At 44.3% G+C, this 22,091-nt stretch carries 25 protein-coding genes; 8 read left to right on the top strand and 17 right to left on the bottom strand.

Annotation, left to right across the window (positions count from 1 at the left end; genetic code table 11):
* Positions 1-2: 2 nt before the first annotated feature.
* From BB427_RS00520 to rpoE, 11 genes are all read right to left on the bottom strand, one after another.
* Entirely contained in the window at positions 3-2,057 is a 2,055-nt protein-coding gene (locus tag BB427_RS00520) for a TonB-dependent receptor (RefSeq protein WP_069018609.1), read from the bottom strand.
* Between the two features lie 81 nt (positions 2,058-2,138).
* Complete coding sequence (pdxJ, locus tag BB427_RS00515) at positions 2,139-2,873, bottom strand: pyridoxine 5'-phosphate synthase (protein ID WP_069018608.1); 735 nt, start codon at positions 2,871-2,873, stop codon at positions 2,139-2,141.
* Between the two features lie 93 nt (positions 2,874-2,966).
* Positions 2,967-3,659, bottom strand: coding sequence for a DNA repair protein RecO (gene recO, locus BB427_RS00510; protein WP_039497123.1), 693 nt, complete (start codon positions 3,657-3,659; stop codon positions 2,967-2,969).
* Positions 3,660-4,559 carry a GTPase Era gene (gene era, locus BB427_RS00505; RefSeq protein WP_045989845.1) on the bottom strand — a complete coding sequence of 300 codons (900 nt, stop codon included), beginning with the start codon at positions 4,557-4,559 and terminating at the stop codon, positions 3,660-3,662.
* On the bottom strand, positions 4,549-5,226 hold the full coding sequence (gene rnc / locus BB427_RS00500; protein ID WP_010371291.1) for a ribonuclease III: 678 nt from the start codon (positions 5,224-5,226) through the stop codon (positions 4,549-4,551). The genes era and rnc overlap by 11 nt, the downstream gene beginning before the upstream one ends.
* A gap of 2 nt (positions 5,227-5,228) precedes the next feature.
* Positions 5,229-6,164 carry a signal peptidase I gene (gene lepB / locus BB427_RS00495; RefSeq protein ID WP_010371286.1) on the bottom strand — a complete coding sequence of 312 codons (936 nt, stop codon included), beginning with the start codon at positions 6,162-6,164 and terminating at the stop codon, positions 5,229-5,231.
* Between the two features lie 12 nt (positions 6,165-6,176).
* The gene (gene lepA, locus BB427_RS00490; protein WP_010606762.1) at positions 6,177-7,964 is read right to left on the bottom strand and encodes a translation elongation factor 4; all 1,788 of its coding nucleotides are present in this window, start codon (positions 7,962-7,964) and stop codon (positions 6,177-6,179) included.
* Between the two features lie 59 nt (positions 7,965-8,023).
* Positions 8,024-8,482 (bottom strand): SoxR reducing system RseC family protein, encoded by a 459-nt coding sequence (locus tag BB427_RS00485; RefSeq protein ID WP_069018607.1) that lies wholly within the window; start codon positions 8,480-8,482, stop codon positions 8,024-8,026.
* Entirely contained in the window at positions 8,479-9,429 is a 951-nt protein-coding gene (locus BB427_RS00480) for a MucB/RseB C-terminal domain-containing protein (protein WP_010371273.1), read from the bottom strand. The genes BB427_RS00485 and BB427_RS00480 overlap by 4 nt, the downstream gene beginning before the upstream one ends.
* Positions 9,430-10,041 carry a sigma-E factor negative regulatory protein gene (locus tag BB427_RS00475; protein WP_069018606.1) on the bottom strand — a complete coding sequence of 204 codons (612 nt, stop codon included), beginning with the start codon at positions 10,039-10,041 and terminating at the stop codon, positions 9,430-9,432. It abuts the gene before it with no gap.
* Between the two features lies 1 nt (position 10,042).
* Positions 10,043-10,624, bottom strand: coding sequence for an RNA polymerase sigma factor RpoE (rpoE, locus tag BB427_RS00470; RefSeq protein ID WP_010371267.1), 582 nt, complete (start codon positions 10,622-10,624; stop codon positions 10,043-10,045).
* A gap of 296 nt (positions 10,625-10,920) precedes the next feature.
* Between rpoE and nadB the strand changes: the two genes are divergently transcribed.
* Positions 10,921-12,522 (top strand): L-aspartate oxidase, encoded by a 1,602-nt coding sequence (gene nadB, locus BB427_RS00465; protein ID WP_069018605.1) that lies wholly within the window; start codon positions 10,921-10,923, stop codon positions 12,520-12,522.
* A 57-nt stretch (positions 12,523-12,579) separates the two neighbouring features.
* On the opposite strand, the gene BB427_RS24825 is transcribed toward nadB, so the two are convergent.
* Together BB427_RS24825 and BB427_RS00455 are read right to left on the bottom strand one after the other, a co-directional pair.
* Positions 12,580-12,993, bottom strand: coding sequence for a protein YgfX (locus BB427_RS24825; protein ID WP_368072333.1), 414 nt, complete (start codon positions 12,991-12,993; stop codon positions 12,580-12,582).
* Positions 12,974-13,225 carry an FAD assembly factor SdhE gene (locus BB427_RS00455; RefSeq protein WP_010371260.1) on the bottom strand — a complete coding sequence of 84 codons (252 nt, stop codon included), beginning with the start codon at positions 13,223-13,225 and terminating at the stop codon, positions 12,974-12,976. The genes BB427_RS24825 and BB427_RS00455 overlap by 20 nt, the downstream gene beginning before the upstream one ends.
* 160 nt (positions 13,226-13,385) lie before the next feature.
* Between BB427_RS00455 and ygfZ the strand changes: the two genes are divergently transcribed.
* Together ygfZ and BB427_RS00445 are read left to right on the top strand one after the other, a co-directional pair.
* Positions 13,386-14,297, top strand: coding sequence for a tRNA-modifying protein YgfZ (gene ygfZ / locus BB427_RS00450; protein WP_069018604.1), 912 nt, complete (start codon positions 13,386-13,388; stop codon positions 14,295-14,297).
* Between the two features lie 11 nt (positions 14,298-14,308).
* A complete protein-coding gene (locus BB427_RS00445; protein WP_010371256.1) occupies positions 14,309-14,794 on the top strand; it encodes an FKBP-type peptidyl-prolyl cis-trans isomerase in 486 nt (161 codons plus the stop codon).
* A 31-nt stretch (positions 14,795-14,825) separates the two neighbouring features.
* On the opposite strand, the gene BB427_RS00440 is transcribed toward BB427_RS00445, so the two are convergent.
* Genes BB427_RS00440 through BB427_RS00430 form a run of 3 tightly spaced genes read right to left on the bottom strand, consistent with a single transcriptional unit; the run spans position 14,826 to position 16,449 of the window.
* Complete coding sequence (locus BB427_RS00440; protein ID WP_017216102.1) at positions 14,826-15,275, bottom strand: hypothetical protein; 450 nt, start codon at positions 15,273-15,275, stop codon at positions 14,826-14,828.
* A gap of 11 nt (positions 15,276-15,286) precedes the next feature.
* Positions 15,287-16,114 (bottom strand): DUF481 domain-containing protein, encoded by an 828-nt coding sequence (locus BB427_RS00435; protein WP_045989853.1) that lies wholly within the window; start codon positions 16,112-16,114, stop codon positions 15,287-15,289.
* A 17-nt stretch (positions 16,115-16,131) separates the two neighbouring features.
* The gene (locus BB427_RS00430) at positions 16,132-16,449 is read right to left on the bottom strand and encodes a DUF440 family protein (protein ID WP_010371248.1); all 318 of its coding nucleotides are present in this window, start codon (positions 16,447-16,449) and stop codon (positions 16,132-16,134) included.
* A gap of 192 nt (positions 16,450-16,641) precedes the next feature.
* On the opposite strand from BB427_RS00430, the gene BB427_RS00425 reads away from it, so the two are divergent.
* The 4 genes from BB427_RS00425 to BB427_RS00410 all read left to right on the top strand — a co-directional run bounded on the left by BB427_RS00425 (position 16,642) and on the right by BB427_RS00410 (position 19,440).
* On the top strand, positions 16,642-17,439 hold the full coding sequence (locus tag BB427_RS00425; protein ID WP_069018603.1) for a crotonase/enoyl-CoA hydratase family protein: 798 nt from the start codon (positions 16,642-16,644) through the stop codon (positions 17,437-17,439).
* A gap of 111 nt (positions 17,440-17,550) precedes the next feature.
* Positions 17,551-17,919 carry a CidA/LrgA family protein gene (locus BB427_RS00420; RefSeq protein WP_010371242.1) on the top strand — a complete coding sequence of 123 codons (369 nt, stop codon included), beginning with the start codon at positions 17,551-17,553 and terminating at the stop codon, positions 17,917-17,919.
* A gap of 1 nt (position 17,920) precedes the next feature.
* Positions 17,921-18,601 carry an LrgB family protein gene (locus BB427_RS00415; RefSeq protein ID WP_254663555.1) on the top strand — a complete coding sequence of 227 codons (681 nt, stop codon included), beginning with the start codon at positions 17,921-17,923 and terminating at the stop codon, positions 18,599-18,601.
* A gap of 17 nt (positions 18,602-18,618) precedes the next feature.
* Positions 18,619-19,440: a mechanosensitive ion channel family protein gene (locus BB427_RS00410; RefSeq protein ID WP_069018686.1), complete on the top strand. Its 822-nt coding sequence runs from the start codon at positions 18,619-18,621 to the stop codon at positions 19,438-19,440.
* A 42-nt stretch (positions 19,441-19,482) separates the two neighbouring features.
* On the opposite strand, the gene BB427_RS00405 is transcribed toward BB427_RS00410, so the two are convergent.
* Entirely contained in the window at positions 19,483-20,379 is an 897-nt protein-coding gene (locus BB427_RS00405) for a mechanosensitive ion channel family protein (RefSeq protein ID WP_069018601.1), read from the bottom strand.
* Positions 20,380-20,559: 180 nt separating this feature from the next.
* On the opposite strand from BB427_RS00405, the gene BB427_RS00400 reads away from it, so the two are divergent.
* Positions 20,560-22,083 carry an amidase gene (locus tag BB427_RS00400; protein WP_069018600.1) on the top strand — a complete coding sequence of 508 codons (1,524 nt, stop codon included), beginning with the start codon at positions 20,560-20,562 and terminating at the stop codon, positions 22,081-22,083.
* Positions 22,084-22,091: the final 8 nt, after the last annotated feature.

The raw sequence follows: 22,091 nt of genomic DNA, 5'->3' as shown, positions 1-22,091 counted from the left end.
TATTACCAGCGGTAGTCCAGTGACACTAGAATGTTTCTTGGTCTTCCTGGAAAGTACCTTTCACCACTAAATGAAGTGTAATCGGCACGCTCAGCATAATGTTCGTCGGTTAGATTTTTCACTCTCATCGTCAACGCCAAATGCGGATTTACCTGCCACTTTCCTCGCAAACTCAGTAAATCGTGACCGGAATAACGATGAAGATTTTCGGGGTCAGTAAAATACTCTCCTACATGATGCCAAGCTAAAGACCAACTGAAATTATCCAGTGCTTGCCAGTGTAGTTGGGCGTTAATCACGTTCCTTGGTGCTGAATCTAGATCGTTGCCATTAATATTGATGCCACCAAGAATATTATCTTGTTCATAGGTATGCTTAGCACGCGTTGCGGCGAGATCTAGTTGCCAATGTGCTGTGAATGAATAACTCAGCTCCAACTCCACACCTCGGTGTCTTGAGCGACCATCATTGATATAGAAAAAGTCACTATCTCGGAAGATCAAATTTTCTTTTTCCATGTCATAAATCGCGACCTGATAGCCAAGACTATCTGCACTCCCTTTTAGGCCAAGCTCGATATTGTCCGCCTTTTCTTCCTCTAGCGATGCTTTTACCTGCGCTCGCTGCAATTGGTAAAGCTCAGCAGTTTGTGGTGCGCGATAGCCTTGAGACACGTTAGCATAGGCAATATGCCGCTCAGTAAACGCATAGCTTAGGCCTAATTTTGGTGAAAAATAAGCAAAGCTATCTTTGCCACTGGCTGGGCGACTATAACGACATCCTCCCATTGCACACACCGAGCCATCTTCTTTGGTGCGCCCAATAGGCAAAAAGTTGCGATAATCGTATTTCATTGACTCAAAACGACCGCCCAGTTCAACTAACCAATTACCCTGTCGCCAACGGAGATTTGCAAAAGGCGCGAGTTGCCTTGCATCTACTTCATAGTCGTAGTGTTTTCCTGTGGGAATAGTTGAGCGCAAAAATGCCGAGCCTTCAGTCGGCGTAGGCTGATACTGCAACATCTCGCCTTGGGTATATTCCGCATCCATTCCCCAATCTAGTTGTATTGAGTCACTTAATTCAGTGTGTATAAGCGTTTGCAGCCCCACACCAGTTTGACCATTTTCTTCAAACGGCTTACCCGGTAAGAAATGCTTAACAAATTCCATCTCTTGCCAGCGTACATAAGGTTTTATCAGTACGGTGTTGCTATCATCAACGTGCCCGGTTATCTCTGTCCAAGCTCTAAATGACTCAGCCTTTCTAAATGCTTCAGGGTTTTCGTTTTGCTTTGCCAATTGCTTATTTTTATAGCTGTCCACTCCGGTTATATAACCTGCAGTTTGCTGATCTAAGTGGGTGTATGTCATCCCAGATAAGATACCAACCTTCTCACCTTCATATTGATGTTTGACGCTCAACTTTTGTTGCTCAACGCTTTCATCGTCACGATAACCCGTATCTTTTGTAAGGGTTAACGCTGAGCCCAAGCCAAGGGCTTTATCGCCAGCTTGTATCCGAGTTCGGCTATAACCATAGGAGCCGATATCTAATGCTACCCTAGGTGTCTTTTGAATGCGGTTTGAAGTAATCACATTAACCACTCCATGCACCGCATTAGAGCCATACAGTACGCTGTTTGGCCCTTTTAGCACTTCTATACGCTCAGCCGCTTCAAAGTGCGATTCAAAGAGTTCATTAATATTACAAAAGCCAGCTGCTCTGAGTGCAATACCATCTTCAGCCATTAAAATGCCGCCACATGCGCCTGCACCAGATAGCACTTGTGAGCGTAATGCAGGTAGATACTCTTGACCATTACCATGTTGTATATTTGCGCCAGCAACAAGCCTCAACGCCTTTTCGATATGTGTGACGCCTACGTCATCTAATTGAGCTTCTGTGAGCAAAGAGAGGCTCACAGGGCGCTCTCCTGCCGTCTCAGCCAATCTGGATGCCGTAGTAGTGATGATTTCAAATTCGTTGTTCTCTGTCGCTTTGCTAAGTTGTGGTGTAAGGGCACAACTTGCAAAGACCAACACCATTTTTTTCATTTTGATACCAATTGTATTAACTCGATTACAAGGCAAAAAGAAAGGGCTACACAGCCCTTTCGTTTCCTTTACCGCTAAGCGTTATGCTTGTCTTGCCTCTAACATCAAACGCTTCATATCTCGTACTGCTTTTTCCAGTCCATCAATTGCCGCTCGAGCAACAATGGCATGACCAATGTTCAGTTCGTAGATTTCTGGCATTTGTGCAATCGGTTTAACATTATGGTAATGCAAACCATGGCCGGCGTTGACGATAAGGCCTAGGCCATGAGCATACTGAACGCCTTCACGAATGCGTTCAAGCTCTGCGGTCATTTCGGTGTCGTTCTCAGCATCAGCATAAGCACCGGTGTGGATCTCAATGTAAGGCGCACCGCTTTGCTTTGCAGCATCTAGCTGCTTTTTATCTGCATCGATGAACAAGCTTACTTTGATACCCGCATCAGCTAGACGCTGAGTTGCTGCTGTGATCCTATCTAGATTACCCGCAACATCTAAGCCACCTTCCGTCGTTAACTCTTCGCGTTTTTCTGGCACTAGGCAAACATATTCAGGTTTTACTTCGCAAGCGATATCGAGCATTTCGTCAGTTACTGCGATTTCTAGATTCATACGTGTTTGGATGGTTTTTGCCATCACGTAAACATCGCGATCTTGAATATGGCGACGATCTTCACGTAGGTGAATAGTAATGCCGTCGGCACCTGCGTGCTCAGCTACTGCAGCTGCATGTGCAGGATCTGGATAGCTAGTGCCACGCGCCTGACGAAGCGTTGCAATATGGTCTACGTTGACGCCGAGTAAAATATCTTTCATCGTTTATCCCTTGATAATATGACGTAGCAAGTGGATCACCCACTTATTACCGCAATACCAATTTACCGATTTATACTTTTGATTAAATTGGTATTATTTCTTTGAAATAAATAGTTCTCTACTTTTCAGCCCTTGCTTACCAACCAGCGGTGCCATTAATTTTCGTGTTAATAGCTTAGCCGCCCTTCTCACTGCAAGGTCTTGGAAATCTTGATTGGCAATGGCCAATAACATACTGCCCGGTATCGTATCAGGTTCACGACCGACTGCAATAAAACCGTACTCAGATACGTACTTATACGCGGCTTTTGGCCGCACTGGATTACCTTCTGCGTCAAATTCCAGTTCCACCCCGAAACCAAGCTCACCTAACAATTGCAATTCAAAGCTGCGTAAGATAGGTTCCACATCTTCATCTTGGGCCAAACGCATTAAATGTAGCTGATAAAGCGAAAAGATCTGCTCTAGCGGTTCGTTGGTTGGTACCACGCGTTGTGTTAGCTCATTGAGATACAAGCCGCAATATAACTGTCGCCCAACGAGTTGGATTTGATTGTCTGTGGGTTCAAAACGATTTACGTATTTAAAATCGTATCTGCCTGCATATTGCAGTAAAAGTAATGAAAATGGCCGCAACTGGGCATTATGTTTGAGGGATTGCTTGCCCTTTACTCGGGCAAGCATTTTGAGTTGTCCAACGCCTTCGACCAGTACGTCAAGCAGTACCTGAGAATCGCTATAAGGTCTGCGATGTAACAGATAGGCCTGTCGAAAGTCGCTATCCAATCAGTCTTCTCCGTACCCTAAGCTACGAAGAGCACGTTCGTCGTCTGCCCAGCCAGATTTCACTTTAACCCAGCATTCGAGATAGACTTTGTTGTCTAGCATGTTTTCAAGATCTTTACGCGCTTCGCGACCGATCACTTTGAGCTTTTCGCCTTTGTTGCCGATCACCATGCGTTTTTGCGACTCGCGCTCAACAAGGATCAATGCGTTTATCTGCCAAACACCGTTGTCTTGCCACTTAAACTGTTCGATCTCAACCGTCACCGAGTACGGTAATTCATCGCCCATAAAGCGCATCAGCTTTTCACGCACGATCTCTGCCGCCATAAAACGCATTGAGCGATCGGTAACGTAATCTTCAGGGAAGTAGAACTCACACGCAGGTAAACGCTTGTGCACTTCTTCTCTGATCATATCAACGTTCTTACCTTGCTTCGCAGAGATAGGTACGATCCCGATAAAATCACCCTGTTCACTCAACCACTGAATATGTGGCATCAACAAGTCTTTATCTTTTACCTGATCGGTTTTATTCATTACCACCAAGATAGGACGACCGCTGTCTTTAACTTTGGTCAGTACCATTTCGTCATCAGGCGTCCAATGCGTCCCTTCTACGACAAAAATAACCAATTCAACATCGCCGATTGAGCTTGACGCTGCTCGGTTCATTAAGCGGTTAATTGCACGCTTTTCTTCAATATGAAGTCCTGGCGTATCAACATACACCGCCTGATAGTTACCCTCTGTATGGATCCCCATAATGCGGTGACGAGTAGTTTGTGGCTTACGCGAGGTAATACTTACCTTTTGCTCAACCAATTTATTTAATAGTGTCGATTTACCTACGTTAGGTCTACCGACAATGGCAATCATGCCGCAATGTGTATCAAGCGTCATTCTTTAATATCTTAAGCGCTTTTTCGGCAGCTTTTTGCTCAGCTTTACGTCGCGAGCTGCCTACTGAAATTATACTTTCCATCCCTTCCACTATACATTCGACCGTGAATGTTTGGTTGTGAGCTTGCCCTTTGGTATCTATTACAGTGTAGCCCGGTAAAGGTAATTTTCGAGCCTGTAGATACTCCTGCAGCAGCGTCTTCGGGTCTTTTTGATTATGACCAGGTGAAATCGCAGTTAAGCGTGATTCGTACCAACTTAGTACCAAATCTCTACACACATCGATGTCAGAGTCTAAGAAAACAGCACCAATAATGGCTTCTACTGCATCTGCGAGCGTTGACTCACGGCGAAACCCGCCGCTCTTTAGCTCACCTGGACCTAGGCGCAGATAATCACCTAGCGCGAATTCCACACCGAATTCCGCCAGCGTTTGACCACGCACTAACGTTGAACGCATGCGGCTTAAATCACCTTCACGCGCTTTTGGAAACTTGTGATACAAAGCATTTGCAATCACAAAGCTTAAAATAGAGTCGCCCAAAAATTCGAGACGCTCGTTGTGCTGGCCTTTGTGACTGCGATGCGTCAAAGCCTGCTCAAGCAGCGCCTTATCAGAGAAGTTGTACCCTATTTTATTATAAAGTTCTTCTACGTTTCTTTTCATTTTTACTGAATACTACCTAGGCGTTCAAAACGAACACCAGTTGGAACCCACCCTGGCAAAATGCTGTCTGGGCCATTATCAAAATCAAAACTTAACCAAATAAATACCGCTCTTCCAACCAAGTTTTCATCAGGTACAAAACCCCACATACGACTATCTTGGCTGTTATTACGGTTATCACCCATCGCAAAATAACTTCCCTCTGGTACTACCCACTCATCGCGGCGAGTACCTGGTTGTTGATAGTAGCGATCTGTTAACTCTAACACTTCAGGATTAATTAAAATATCATGTTCTACGTTTGGCAAATGCTCGGTTAGACGCACCAACTGCATTGGGCCTTGCGTAAACTCGTCACGATTAACAATATCTACGTCAATCTTGTTATACTCGCCACACGTCAACCCGTTTGCTTCGCTCTGCCCGTCTTCACACTTAGGTTTAATGTAAAGCTGACGATTGCGATAAACAATATGGTCGCCCGGTAAACCAACAATACGTTTGATGAAATCAATACGCTCGTCTAGCGGAAACTTGAACACCGCAATATCACCGCGCTCAGGTGTACCCGTCTCAACGATTTTGCTACGCCACACAGGGTCTTTAATCCCGTAAGCATATTTTTCCACTAGAATAAAATCGCCATCCAATAAGGTTGGCATCATTGAGCCTGATGGAATTTGAAACGGTTCAAAAATAAACGAACGGAAAATCGTGATCGCGGCAATCATCGGAAAAATTGATTTCGCGTTTTCAACAATGGCAGGTTCAGGTGCTATTTCCGCGATGATGTCAGCATCCAACTGAGTGTCAGACGCACCTTGCGCAATAGCAAGCCTAGCTTGTCTTTTTGGTGCATACACCAAATGATCGATCAACCAAATAAGGCCTGAACCGACCGTGAGTAGCACCAATAAAATTGAAAAATAACCTGCCATTTGTATTTCCTGTTACTTACCTACTTTCAATATTGCTAAGAATGCGTCTTGTGGCACTTCAACGTTACCAAGTTGCTTCATACGCTTCTTACCTTCTTTTTGCTTTTGCAGTAGCTTTTTCTTACGGCTCACGTCACCACCATAACATTTCGCGATTACGTTTTTACGTAACTGCTTAACTGTACTGCGCGCAATAACGTGATTACCAATTGCAGCTTGAATAGCAATATCAAACATTTGGCGAGGGATCAATTCTCTCAGCGCTTCAGCTAACTGACGGCCACGCGTTTGTGAACCATCGCGGTGAACAATTATTGCAAGCGCATCAACACGGTCACCATTGATCAGAATATCCACACGCACCATGTCTGATGCTTCAAAACGCTTGAAGTTGTAATCTAGTGATGCAAAACCACGGCTGGTAGACTTCAACTTATCAAAGAAGTCCATTACCACCTCTGACATTGGCAATTCATAGGTTAACGCAACTTGCTTACCGTGATAGGTCATCTTGGTCTGCATACCACGCTTTTCAACACACAGCGTGATCACGTTTCCTAAATATTCTTGCGGAACGAGAATATTTGCTTCAACGATTGGTTCACGAATTTCAATAATGTCGTTTACCGGTGGTAAATCCGATGGATTATCGATTTTCACCACACCGTGCTTAGTTTCTACTTCATAGATTACCGTTGGAGCTGTGGTAATAAGATCCATGTCGTATTCACGTTCAAGGCGCTCTTGAATAATCTCCATATGGAGCATACCTAAGAAACCACAACGGAAACCAAAGCCTAGTGCTGTTGAGTTTTCAGGCTCGAAGAATAGTGATGCATCGTTGAGGCTCAATTTATTAAGCGCATCGCGGAAATTTTCGTAGTCATCAGATGAAATTGGGAACATTCCCGCGTATACCTGAGGCTTCACCTTTTGGAAACCAGGCAAACGGTCTGTTGCAGAATCACGAGCCATGGTAATGGTATCACCAACTGGTGCACCATGGATGTCTTTGATACCTGCGATAACAAAACCTACTTCACCCGTTTTCAACACCCCAGTATTGGTCTGCTTCGGTGTAAAGATACCAACCTTATCTACTTGGTGAGCTTGCTCTGTAGACATGATCTTGATCTTCTCGCCCGCTCTTAATTCACCGTTTTTAATACGTACCAATGACACTACGCCTTGGTACGGGTCAAACCATGAATCGATAATCAGTGCCTGTAGTGGCGCATTTGGCTCACCTTCTGGCGGTGGAATATCACGTACGATCACTTCGAGCACTTCATCAATGCCGATCCCCGTTTTCGCACTACAACGCACCGCTTCTAATGCTTCAATACCAACGATATCTTCAATTTCTTCGGCAACGCGAAGTGGATCAGCCTGTGGTAAATCAATTTTGTTTAGTACCGGAATAACTTCCAAGTCCATCTCAAGCGCGGTGTAACAGTTCGCTAGTGTTTGTGCTTCTACACCTTGACCCGCGTCAACAACCAATAACGCACCTTCACAAGCGGCAAGAGAGCGCGACACTTCATAAGTGAAGTCAACGTGTCCCGGTGTATCGATAAAGTTTAGCTGGTAGGTTTCACCATCTTTTGCTTGATAGTTAAGCGTTACACTCTGTGCTTTGATGGTAATGCCGCGCTCACGTTCGATGTCCATCGAATCCAGTACCTGCTGCTGCATTTCGCGGTCTGTTAAACCTCCACAAACTTGGATTAAGCGGTCTGATAGCGTCGATTTTCCATGGTCAATGTGGGCAATAATAGAAAAGTTACGGATATGCTTCATATACTGGATTCAATACTTCTGTTAGTCACAAATAGAGATTAAGGCCTCGATTTTACATTTTATTTAGTACAATCACCATCTATTTGCGTTATTGGTAGGCTAATTGGGTAAATTTTTATCACTTTTACCTGATGTTTGAGTTTATCCCCTTGGACTCTGGCGAAAAATAAACCGAGTGCAGCACTCGTAAATGCAATAAGTATCTGCAAAGGTTCATTGAGACCAAGTAAGAGGGCTGCGATAAACATGCCAGCAAAAGCAAAAAGCAATGGCATCATGTAAACATAAAACGCATGTTTCACCACATTAGAGTCGTCTAATGCCAACTTAATTTTTTGGCCAATTTCGACAGATTCCGTCAAATCTACAGGGAATTGTTTTTTGTGGGTGCCAAAGAGTTTGGCAAATACTTGGGAGCCGCATTTGCCGTTACAGCCTTCACAAGCGGGTTTTGGCTGCGCTTCTAAGTAGACAGTTGCGCCTTTTATGGCGGCAACTGTCAGAGTTTGTTCTATCATAAAGGTCTTTTCACAGACTCAGCGATTGCTTTTGCGGTCATTGCTGGAATATTTCCAACTACGGATACGTCAAACGCACCTGTGTTGTGAACGTACACCGTTGTCGCACCTGACGAAAGCGCTCCACTTGGGCGCTGGCCCGGTAAAGGACGTTGTACAAATACCGAAATATCAACAAGGCCATCGGAAAACAAGTAGTAGTCTGCCAGCTCATTGTTTAAATCTAACTTATGTCTGTCAGATTTTAGCAGCTCAAAGCCCTGAGGTAACCAACCAATTTGCCAATTGTTTTTTGTGCCATTCTCAAGTGTCTTCAACAACCCAGATACGGCTTCAGGAAACTGTTTTTGTGAAAGTTCTAACAATTGCTCGGCCGGAGTTTCAGTCACGCTGATATGGGTAAGCTGAAGCTGCTCTAACAACTCGCCTTGTTGGTTTACGTAAGCGGATTTTAGCAACAGAGATGACTCGGTATCTATCCACAACCAATAGTTGTATTTAGCGTCGTCCTTTGCTTCTAACCTGACAAGCTGAGCAGGTCTGTCAACAATCCGGCCTTTACCACCTAAGACAAAATCATAGCTTTCTTTGAGGCTGTCGATATTTTTGAACAAAACTTCGGGAATAGGACCTGCTATCGAATCTGTTTGGATGGTGTAAGGCTCAGACTTTGGTTCAAAATAAGTCACTTTGTCACCAATGCGGATCATTTCAAGTCCAGCACCATTGAGCAAACTTAAAAGCTCAAATTCAGTCCCATCTTGGTTACCATGAAGCCAACGGTAAGGCTCCATAGATTTTCCTTTCACCACGACAAACGATGCATCAAAGTTTCTATGATGCACCGCTTCGGCCATGTCTTTTAGCAGTTGTTTGGCTGATACGCTTTCATTTGCCCACAGCCAACTAGAGAAAAATACACTTACTACAACTAACAGTGCTCTCATTTATTGCTCTTTTTCCTCTTGCTTTTCAGCGGTATTGTTTTCACCAGATTGCTGCAGCGCATACGCCATACGTGACTGTCTTTGGTGCTCTAACACCAATGCACCAATACGTTGCTGCTGTAACTCTCTAATGCCTTTAGCCGCTGATTCAAGCGCAGGCTCAGTTGATAAGCTCACAGGAGAAACGCCTCCAGCAAAAGGAGTAGATTGCAACTGTAACGTATCGCCCGCAGGTAAAGTCGCATCTGTGCTTAGCGTATTGACCCCAAGCACAGCAAACAATGACACACTTGCCGCGATAGCCACTTGTGCAAACGGCTTACGCCATGCGCTTAGCTCAATCACATTGCTCTTCGGCGTCGTTTCTTTCACTTGCTCAACGACCGGCTCACTATACGTTTGCTCTTGTTCAAGTGCCGCTGCAAAGCTGCTGGTGATATCAATGCAAGGTGTGTCTTGCTTTTGACTACGCATTACATCACCAATCAAGGCATACCGAGCAAACTTTTGTTCGTCTAAACGAACATCAGTTTCAGCGTTGAGTGACAGATCACCGTCAAAAATTTGCGATGTCGTTAAATCTTCTGTCACTTGTTTTTCAGCTTGTGCCATATTAAGACTCACCTATTAATGGGTTCAAATTGTTATCTATCGCTTCCCTTGCGCGAAAAATTCTCGAACGAACTGTACCTACCGGACAATCCATAATGACAGCGATTTCCTCGTAGCTCATGCCTTCGATTTCACGCAAAGTAATTGCGGTTTTTAAGTCATCAGGCAAGCGCTCGATAGTTTTGAAAATCACTGCTTTCACTTCGTCGCTTAACAATAGATTTTCCGGTGAAGCGTTCGATCTTAATTGGTCTGCACCATCATAAAACTCGGCTTCTTCCGCATCTACGTCGTTTGCTGGCGGCTTTCGACCAAGCGCCACCAAATAATTTTTTGAACAGTTAACCGCGATTCTATACAACCAAGTATAAAATGCGCTCTCGCCCCTAAAGTTAGGTAACGCTCGGTAAGCTTTAATGAACGTTTCCTGTGCCACATCTGCCACATCGCCTTGATTCGCTACATAACGAGAAATCAGCGCTGCGACTTTATTTTGATACTTGGCAACTAACAGGTTGAATGCGTTTTTATCTCCCTGTTGAACGCGTTTAACTATATCTAGATCTAAATCCTGCTCGCTCATTCGAGCCGGTACTCCTCTTTTTGCTTTTCTAAATCGTATCTAGTTGCCATCATTCACAGCTACTCTGACTTAGTACTGAATAAAAAGTTCTGTTTTTTTGTATTTTTTTTTAAAATAAACGAATTCATCCATCTTTGCGTACTAGTTCTTGGCTGCTTTTTAGCATTATTCCATTAGCAGTCACACAAAATGTTCTAAATGATTCTCATTAAACGGAACAAACTCTCTGCCTTCTATGATAGCAGATGTGGTATAAATAGCAGAATTAAACGCAAAAACAGTAAAGATCTTCGAATATGAAAAATACGACTCACCACAATACTGATGTAGTCATTATTGGTAGTGGCGCTGCTGGACTCTCTCTTGCGCTCTCTTTGGCAAACCACTGTAAAGTTACCGTGATAAGCAAAGGGGCGTTAAAAGAAGGCTCCACGCTTTATGCTCAAGGTGGCATTGCCGCAGTATTCGATAAGAAAAATGACAGTATTGAATCACATGTCGAAGACACACTTGCGGCAGGCGCTGGTTTATGTGACCGCGATGCGGTCCACTACACCGCCTCAAATGCAAAGAATTGCTTGAAGTGGCTGATTGAACAAGGCGTGCCATTTGATATGGAAGTGGATAGCAAAGGGAAAGAGCGCTTTCATTTAACCCGCGAAGGTGGACATTCACATCGTCGTATATTGCACGCAGCTGATGCAACGGGTAAAGCCGTTCAAACCACATTAATTAGCCAAGTGCAGTTACACCCAAAAATTAATATACTTGAGCAATACAACGCCATCGATCTCATCAAAGATAAACATGGCGACTCAAGCGATATCAAAGGCGTTTACGTCTATAATCGCAAAGCGGATAGAGTTGAGAGCATCTCGGCTAAGTTTGTCGCTTTAGCAACGGGTGGCGCAAGTAAAGTCTACTTGTATACCTCAAATCCAGATGTTTCTTCGGGTGACGGCATCGCAATGGCGTGGCGTGCGGGTTGTCGTGTGGCCAACATGGAGTTTAACCAATTTCATCCAACCAGCTTATACCACCCTGAGCTACAAAACTTTTTAATAACCGAAGCCATGCGCGGTGAAGGCGCGCTGCTTAAACGTCCTGACGGCACACGCTTTATGCCTGACTTTGATGAGCGCGAAGAACTCGCCCCTCGCGATGTAGTCGCCCGTGCCATCGACTATGAGATGAAACGATTGGGTGCAAATTGCGTCTATCTGGATATCTCACATAAAGACAAAGAGTTCATCATTGAGCACTTCCCTACGATTTATGCTAAGTGCTTAAGTGTTGGTTTAGATATCACCAAAGAGCCAATCCCCGTAGTGCCAGCGGCGCATTATACCTGCGGTGGTGTTATGACTGACTTTAACGGTCGTACTGACATCGACAATTTATATGCAATCGGCGAAGTGGCTTACACAGGTCTACACGGCGCAAACCGCATGGCGAGTAACTCGTTGTTAGAATGCATTGTGTTTGCCCACGCAGCCGCAAAAGATATTTTAGCTAAAATCGATAATCGTCCTGAGCCATCTAAGTTACCAGATTGGGACGAAAGCCGTGTCAGCGACTCGGACGAAGAAGTAGTGATCACCCACAACTGGCACGAACTTAGATTGTTTATGTGGGATTATGTTGGCATCGTTCGCTCAACTAAACGGTTAGAACGTGCGCTACGCCGCGTTGAGTTATTGCAGCAAGAGATCCACGATTATTACGCCAACTTTAGAGTGAGTAACAACCTGCTCGAATTACGTAACTTAGTACAAGTAGCCGAACTGATTATTCGCAGCGCGTTAGAACGTAAAGAAAGCCGCGGACTGCACTACACCATTGACTTCCCAGACATGGCTGAAAACCCCACACCGACCGTTTTGTCACCGACAAAATAATAATATTTGCATGTAGAGCATGTGCTGATTTTTATCGCCATGCTCTGGTCGCTGTTTCTAATTGGCTTGCAGCGCAGTGCGACAAAGTAAACGCCAGTCCGCTTCTGGTATTGCCTGTCGAGTCAAAAATATCTGCTGCTTAGCTTGGTTCGCATCCATGATTTTTAGCGCTATTTGACTATCAAACCATATGGTGGCACCAATAAGCTGCCCTTTGCAATTTATCGTTTGCGACTGTATTTCAATGAAGTTTTCCTTCGGGAGCATGAGTACAGTACCTGCCTTTGGCGTACGAGATAAAACAGTTTGCCAACTGCAATAACCCGCCACGGCGAATACGATTGCGACTAACCACCACAGCGCAGGAAACAGCAGAAAAAGGATAAAAGCGAGGCAAGAAAAAAGAACCACAAAGAAGATGTGGTTCTGAAGATTGTGTTGAAAGTCGATTCTATACGCGGATCCGATCAAGGATTAACTTAACCATGCGTTTTAGCTCTGGATCTGGACATTCTTCATGACCCATAAACCAAGCGAATAAATCTGGATCCTCACAGGTAACTAGACGCTGAAACACGTACTTACCTTCGTCGGATAGCGCGTCATAAGCCTGCTCAACAAACGGCTCTAAAATAACGTCCAGCTCTAACATGCCACGACGGCAAGCCCATTTAACTCGAGCTTTAGGCAGTAACTCAACCATAAACTGATTAACCCCTCATAAACTATTGAGAAAATTATACCCACTGTGCAGGACATATGCCATAAAACTTATAGAAATGGCACATTGAAATCGTCCGTCCCTATCTCCACTTATGATTTTACGGTAACATGACGAAAACACTTTAATAGGGATCAACATTATGTCAATTGCTCGTGCTTATGCGCTTCCGTTCAAGGTTATTCGCATTTCAGGACAAGATAAACTTAGCTATTTGCACGGTCAGGTTACTCAAGACATTAACCTTATCAAAGAAGATAATTTTATGTGGTCTGGGCATTGTAGCCCTAAAGGCAAACTTTGGTCTGTGTCGCGCTTAACTCGCTATCAAGACGACTACTTAATGCTTGCAGGTGTAGCCGAAGCTGAAGCATCACTTCGTGAGCTAAAAAAGTACGGCGTTTTTGCCAAAGTTGACATTGATTTTGCTGACTGCGAAGTCTTTGGCTTAATGACTCAGGACAGTAAAGCGCTTGCTACTGCCTTTGACGTTGAGCTTTCGTCTGACGCAAGCGCTGTTGATGTTGCCAACGGCAAGCTGCTAAAACTCGCAGACGAGCGCTTTGTTTTCATCGCGTTCGAAGGCGCAAGTTTACCCACGGACGTGGAACAACAAAGCAACCCAGCACCGTTTATTGCGGCCAGCATTTTAGCAGGTGAGCCAAGCCTTGATGCCGATCACGTGGACGAATTTGTACCACAAATGGTTAACCTTCAAGCCCTTAACGGGATCAGCTTTAAGAAAGGTTGCTATACTGGTCAAGAAACCGTAGCTCGTATGCGCTATCTTGGTAAAAACAAACGTGCCATGTACATAGTGACAGGCAATGCTGCAGAGCGCATCGAAGAGGCAGACATTGAACTGCAGATTGAAGACAACTGGCGTCGTGGTGGCAAGGTTATTCAACAAACCTTTGATGCTAACAGCGGCCGTTATTATGCGCTAGCTGTGATGCCAAATGACACACCACAAGACGCGGTGCTAAGAGCAAAAAATTCACCAGAGGTGAGTCTTACTATTCAACCTCTACCTTATTCTTTAGAAGACAACTAACGGGATCTTATATGATTATTGGCCCTAACTCGGTAGTGACAATCCACTACTCAGTTCAAGACAAAGACAACAACACGATTGATAGCACATTTGATGATGAGCCTGTGATAGCGATGCTTGGCTCAGGCTACCTGATCCCAGGTCTTGATGATGCTCTACAAGGCAAACAAGCTGGTGACACTTTCAGTGTGACCATAGAGCCACAAGAAGGCTATGGTGAACGCTTTGACGAACTGACTCAGGCGGTTCCTAAATCAATGTTTGAAGACATGGAAATCGAAGTGGGTATGCAATTTAGAGCTACCACCGACGAGGGTGACCAAATCGTTGTGATCATTGGTATCGAAGACGAAGAAGTCATTGTTGACGCGAATCACCCGCTTTCTGGGATCACACTAAATTTTGACGTTGAAGTGCTTGAAGTACGTGAAGCAACAGCAGAAGAAGTTGCCCACGGCCACGTTCATGGCGAAGGCGGTTGTGGTCACGACCACTAAGATTAGTCGAGTTACTAATAGAAAGCGCTGATCATTCAGCGCTTTTTTCTTGTTTAAGTTTACTTTCCATTGCCGTAACCAAGTTGGCTTGGTCATTGGTTCCTAAGCGATATTTAGTGCCGTCCTTCATCACCACTTCAAGCGCCTTGAATCCGGCAACTGTGTATACCCAACCATCTGTGCTGATCCGCATGCCAATGCCATGACGTAGAGAATTAGTCACAGGCTGAACATAATCGATATCGTCAAACTTTAAGGTCATTTTGGCGACCGACGGCCCAAACCACCAGCTTAACGTCTGTTGCTCTTGATTCACTTGAATGGTTAAGCCGTAAAAAATAAACGCAACAAGCGCGAGGATCACCAAAAAGCTGACAAAGGCTAGATTGCTACCAGTTAGGAAAATTGCCAATATGGTAAAACTGGCGATAAAGGCTAGAAACAACCATATAACCCATGCAAACTGTGTATTTTTATACATCGATAGTCTTCTTAATCAAAGCTGTAAACTAATGTAGCACCAAGTTCGGTGTCTACCTTTTCTTTTTCATTTTCTGGCTGCGAATTATAACGGTAAATAAACGCAAACTTCAGCGCAATCCCGCCAATCACTTGTGTAACTAGCGCAGATTCAGCAAACAATCGGGAGTTTAAACCTGACAGCGATTGCTCAAAACTAACGTCTTGATTAAAGCGGGTACGCTTTGACACGTTTCTTTCCCACTGCAGTGCCATACGCAAAAGCTGGCCTTGCTCCGTTCTATCTTCTTCCGGCTCAAGCTCGATTTCGTTATCCACACGAGAGATAGACATACCGGGACCGATGTCAATATCTACCGTGTTCTTTCGTCCCTCGTACACACGATTGCCATAGCCAAGCGCAAATGTCGTGGTATATTCCTTGCCATTAAACCTGTCACGCTCATAGTCGCCGTACATAAAGAACGAAGCGTTATCGTCCCCTAATTTGTAATTACCTTGTGCCGAACCAAAGTAACGCGACGCAGAGACATCCTCAACATCCGTTTCTGTATTTTGCTCGCGGCGATAAAGGCCATTAAATTTAAATTGATTACGCCACTTGGGAAAATCTTGGTAGAGATTACTTTTTAGCTTAAATGACGTGTTTTGCGTATTACCTTTGTTAACGATAAAACCAAATTCAACGTCACCGTACAGCATCTCGCCCTTGTGTTTTTGATGAATTTCGTCATCGGGCATTTTGCCATATTCGTGAAAATCTTCGAATGGATCCGTAGCTAAGCTTGGTAACGAAACTAAGCCAATTGCAAATAAAGTGAAAGTTCTAAAAAACGGCACTGATAACTACTTTCCGGTTATTGCTTCCAAATGATATGACAAAACGGTGCGTCTAAATCTCTGCTAATCAAAATTTTTGCGTACACCTGATCCGAGTCATCAAACTCGATACCAACCAAAACCTGAACGAAGTGCTCTGGTTCTGCTTCTTGTTCATAAGCAGTGATGCTCGACCAACTCTCGTCCGGCTCACTTTCTTCAATGAAACCACGATCTTCGCGATGTTCGTTGAACATATTAATATCGTGTTCTTCAAGATTATCCGGGGCCAACTCAAGGAAGATATCATATGCTTGGTGAGTGGCTTCTTCGATGCTACAAAGTCTCGCTGTCATGGACGCTAGCCTGTTGTTTTAAAGTTGGCGCAATGATAGCAAAATGAGGTAAAACATAAATACTTAGTCGCGATAATCAAACAGAAAATAACGCTAAATGACGAACAAATTATCGGTAAAAGTTGAATGTTACGTCGCTTTTGAGTTATTACTCTAAAACTATCGCATAAAACCCGCAGGGAGCATCTCATCATGATTTCATTTTCCGAAGCGAACAACATCGCATTTGTGACCTTATCTCGACCAGAAAAACAAAACGCGCTATCTGTTGACATGTTTGTTGGTTTAGATAATGCGATAAAGAAAATTAGAAAAAGCAAATCAATTAGGGCTGTCGTTCTCCAAGGTGAAGGCGCACATTTTTGTGCTGGTCTAGATGTAAAAAGCGTGCTGAATAAACCTTCTGGGATCATCAAGCTACTTAAAAAGTGGTTACCTGGCAATGCTAACTTAGTACAAAGAGTCGTACTCGGCTGGCAAACTTTGCCAGTTCCTGTCATTGCCAAGATCACAGGTAATTGTTTAGGCGGAGGCTGTCATATTGCATTAGGCGCTGACATTCGTTTAGCCGACAGCAGTGCGCAGTTTGCCATTATGGAAGCCAAGTGGGGACTTTGCCCTGACATGGGTGGCAGCTTACTTTTGCCTGCCACAATGAACAAGGATAAGGCACTGCTGATGACAGTCCATGCACAGCGAATAGATGCCCAGCAAGCACTAAAGGACGGTCTCATTACCGAGCTCTGTGATAATGTTGACACTAGACTCTCAGAATTACTCACTCAATTTAGCGCACGCTCGCCAGATGCTATTGCAGCAATTAAGAAAGTGTATAATCGAGCCTACAACCAGCCCGCCCGTAAACTGTTATGGTTAGAAACGTGGTCACAAATCAAATTGCTTGCAGCCAAAAACACCAAAATTGCGATGAAGAATGCCTCTGTAGCTGATGAGAATAAAAAGCCATTTTTGCCTCGCATGAAGTGGTAACGCTAGGTTGAATGCTTGTTTGCCCAAAGTATAATGGCTATCGCAATACGAAAGCGTACAATTAGGCATCATACATGTTAGCGCCATTGCAGTGCTGAGGATTTACATTTAATGGTACACAGAGCGAAGTTGATATTACGATTTGCACTAGGCTTTGCCATCATTTTGGCGTGTCTCTTCAGCGCTAAATGGATTATTCAGCTTAGTGCTTTACAGATCCCAGCCGCCCTACTTGGCATGGTGTTTCTTGTCATACTCCTCGCCACAAAAATCATTAAAGTAGAATGGTTAGCCCCCGCAGCAGAGCCCATTTTAAAATATATGGCGCTGTTTTTTATTCCAGCGGGAGTGGGCTTGGTAGAGCATCTCAGTTTGTTTCAATCCCACTGGCTTATGCTACTGTTATTGCTAGTTGGTGTACCAACAATAAGTCTTGTATTGTTAAGCCCTATCGTTAAGAGCATCAAGTTTCGTGATTAATATGATTATGGCGTCAGCGCTCACTGTCCTATTATTTTTTAGTGCTCGCAAACTATATCAGCGCATCTCCTTACCGATATTAAACCCTGTGCTGATCTGCATTTTGGCCATTTCGGCATTTCTACTATTCACGAAGTTCGACTACAAGATATATCAACAAGCAACGCTACCAATTCATTACTTGTTAGAGCCAGCGGTCGTTGCACTCGCTTATCCTTTGTATAAACAATTTCACCAAATTAAACCGGTATTTTTTGCATTGTGCTTAACCAGTTGGTTGGGTGTTTCACTGTCTACGTTAAGCGCTTTTCTTATTTGCCAGTTTTTCGCAGCCGATCCACAGCTCTCAGCTTCAATGGCGGCCCTGTCGGTTACAACACCAATCACTCTACTCATTAGTGATTATCTCGGGGGGATCCCCGCTATTGCAGCGATTATGGTGATACTAATTGGTGTATTTGGTGGCGTGTTTGGGCTACATATCTTGCACTGGTGTAAAGTTGACCATATGCAAGCGAAAGGCACTGCGCTTGGTGTTGCTTGCCATGCGATAGGCACAGCTGCAGCGATAGAGCATCACCCCATGGCTGGCGCTTTTGCTTCAGCGGCGATGACAATTACCGCCATGATAACTGCACTTTGGGTGCCTTTGTTTTATCATTGGTTGGCTACTCTAATTTAATAACTCGGGATATGACTGTGATCAATCAAGAAATCGAGCAAATAGAACACTATTACAACATTATTCGAGAGTATCTGGTGACGTACAGTTTCCAATTGCTCGCTGCGATATTCATCTTCCTTCTCGGTTTGTGGTTATCAAGAAAGCTGTCTAAAGCGACTGAAAACTTGATGCTAAAACACAATATCGATCCTGCTTTAACCAACTTTATTGGCAATGTGATCAAGGTGCTTATCATTGCCATGTTTGTGATTATTTCTCTTGGCAAGGTTGGCATAAGTATCACACCATTTGTCGCCGCCATCGGGGCTGCGTCCCTAGGTGCTGGTCTTGCACTGCAAGGTATGCTGGCAAACTATGGCGCTGGGCTTGCCATCATTGCTACCCGCCCATTTGTGATTGGCGATACCATCAGCATCAAAGGCGTTAACGGCCAAGTTAAAATGATTGAGCTTGGACATACCACGCTTATCAACGAAGACAAAGTAGAGATCACAATCCCAAATAAACATGTGGTGGGAGAAATTCTCCATAACTCGTTTGCAAACTCTTTGGTTAAAGGTGAAATAGGGATAGCTTATGATGCTGATTATCAAAGTGCATTAACACTTATCAATCAGGTACTCGCTGATAATGCTAAGGTCAGTCAAGACCCTAAGCCGCAGGTGGGGATTGAGGAATTTGCCGACAGTGCAGTGATATTGAGCTACCGCTACTGGGTGCCTACGACTTCACTTATCGAAACTAAATTAGAAGTAAATAAAGCGGTGTTTGCCGCGATTAAAAATGCGGAAATCGAAATACCATTCCCGCAACGAGTGGTTAAAATCATTCAGTGAGTAAACTCACTAACGGCTAGCCCCCTAGCCGTTATTCTCCACTTAGTTTTCATCAGGCTTTTCCATAGAAAAGCCACTGCGTAAATGAAGATCGCGCTGTGGAAACGGGATCTCGATTTGATATTTTCGAAAGGCATCATCGATAGCCCAGAGGTAATCAGAAACCAGCGCTGTTGGTCGCTTTACCTGCTCAGGTTGCACCCAAACTCCAAGCGTGAAATTCAAGCTACTATCACCAAACCCTGTCATCCATACTGTTGCTTCTCGCCCCGGCGTATTCAAGGTATATTGGACATTTTTGGCCGCTTCCAATGCGGCACGCTTCACCTTCTCTTTGTCGCTGCCGTAGGCCACCGAAAAAGGAATACGGAAACGACGATATTTATCCGACATTGTCCAATTGGTAATTGTATTTGACACCATTTCCGAGTTTGGAATAAGCAGGTCGACGTTGTCATTTGTACGGATCCAAGTTGAGCGCATGTGAATGGCGATGACTTCTCCCACCACCCCGTTGGTCAGCTCAACAAAGTCCCCAACTTTGACGGTTTTCTCTAGCAGTAATACCAGACCAGAGACAAAGTTATTCACTAGACCTTGTAGGCCCAAGCCAATCCCAACGCCGAGTGCACTGGCAACAAGCGCCAACTCAGTGATCTCTATTCCTAAGGCCGTCAGCGCAATAATAAGACCAATAAATAATACGATGTAGTGAATGATCCTGCCTATCACATAGGCTGAGGTATGCTGGATCACCCCTTGTCTTGACGCGAGACGATTAAATGCTAGTCGTAGGATCTTGGAGATCACCAAAGTCGCAACGATCACCGCGATAAATGAGAGTGCTTCTCCCACCTCTAATGAAAATTTACCTAATGAAAATAGCTTTTGGTCAAGCCACGGAATATCTACATCTATATCTATTGGTGCTTTTATCATGGTTATATTTTTTGTTATCTCGTGAAGTTAAGTGTGTGTGGCTAGCAGAAAAAATACAAGTTTTAAAGACGCCTAAATCATGCTTTGTTCAGGCTACTCGCTTGACCTTTTACAGGGCTCGTGACTAAATAAAGGACAAATAAATAACAACAATACTACTGCGGATTGGTAAAATACGTCATGAAAAAGTCCCTACTCGCTTTAACCACTTGTCTCGCGCTTGCATTGCCAGCTTATAGTCAATCGCTTGCGGACCTTACCACGCTCGAAGCACAAACCAAAATACAAAATCGAAGTTTATCAGCAACGCAACTCACTGAGTTTTATTTAAAAAGGATTGCACAACTTGACGACAGTGGCCCTATGCTCAATGCCGTGATCACGCTCAATCCCAACGCTTTACTAGACGCTAAAAAGCTTGATGCCGAACTACGCGCGGGAAAATATCGAGGGCCACTTCATGGCCTGCCAGTTATTGTTAAAGATAATATCGACACCAGAGCGCCAATGGCAACAACTGCAGGTGCGCTCGCACTGCAACACAACGTCAAAACCCAAGCTGCACCACTGATCATCCAGTTAGAACAAGCCGGCGCTATCATCCTTGGCAAAGCCAATTTAAGTGAATGGGCAAACTTTAAATCAAGTTTCAGCTCAAGCGGCTACAGCACGCTCGGTGGTCAAACCAAAAACCCGTATGTGTTAGATAGAACACCATGTGGCTCAAGTTCAGGCTCTGCCGTTGCCGTCTCCGCAGGTCTTGCACTGCTCGCCATAGGCACGGAAACTGACGGCTCTATTGTTTGTCCTTCAGCACATAATGGTGTTGTAGGTATTAAACCGACTGTCGGTTTGGTTTCTGGTGAAGGCATTGTTCCTATCAGTCATAGCCAAGATAGCGCTGGCCCTATGGCAAAATCGGTGATGGGCGCCGCCTTATTGCTCAATGCTATCGTTACCAATGCAAAACAGCCTATTGATTTTACCCAAGACTTAAACGCCGCCAGTTTCAAAGGCAAACGAATTGCTATCACCAGTCATCTAGGTCAGTTTCCACCTGCAGTTCAAGCGGTATTTGCAAAAGCCGTTGCAACCATGAAAGCAAATGGCGCAGAAATAATTGAAGGGTTAGACTTACCTGAGCTGGAAGCTTTAGGCTCCGCCGAATTGGATATTTTGCTCTATGACTTCAAGCATGATCTTAATGCTTACCTTGCCACGACACCAGAGCAGGTAAAAGTAAAAAACTTAAACCAGCTCATCCAATTCAACCAGCAACACCCTTCCACCATTAAGTACTTTGATCAATATTTGATAGAGGAAGCAGCAAAAAAAGGCGATATCACTGAGCACCGATATCAAGAAGCCCAAGCTTTGGTTAAAGAATTTGCCCGTCAACAAGGCATTGATAAAATAATGCAAGAACATCGCCTTGACGCATTTATCGCACCAACGAATACCCCAGCTTGGAGTATCGATATCATTAACGGTGATAATTTCTCAGCCTCGTCGTCATCTCCCGCCGCGATTGCAGGATATCCAAGCATTACCGTACCGATGGGTTTTCATCATGAGCTACCGCTGGGTATTTCTTTCTTCGCTGAGGCTTATAGCGAAGCGAAATTAATCAAGCTTGCCTATGCTTTCGAGCAGTTGACTAATGCACGCAAAGCGCCTGAGTTTAAGACAACATTAACGCCTTAGCAGCGCAA

Origin of the sequence: Pseudoalteromonas sp. BMB (assembly GCF_001709235.1) — a bacterium.
GTDB lineage: Bacteria > Pseudomonadota > Gammaproteobacteria > Enterobacterales > Alteromonadaceae > Pseudoalteromonas > Pseudoalteromonas maricaloris.
This window is presented reverse-complemented; position numbering and strand designations above follow the sequence as displayed.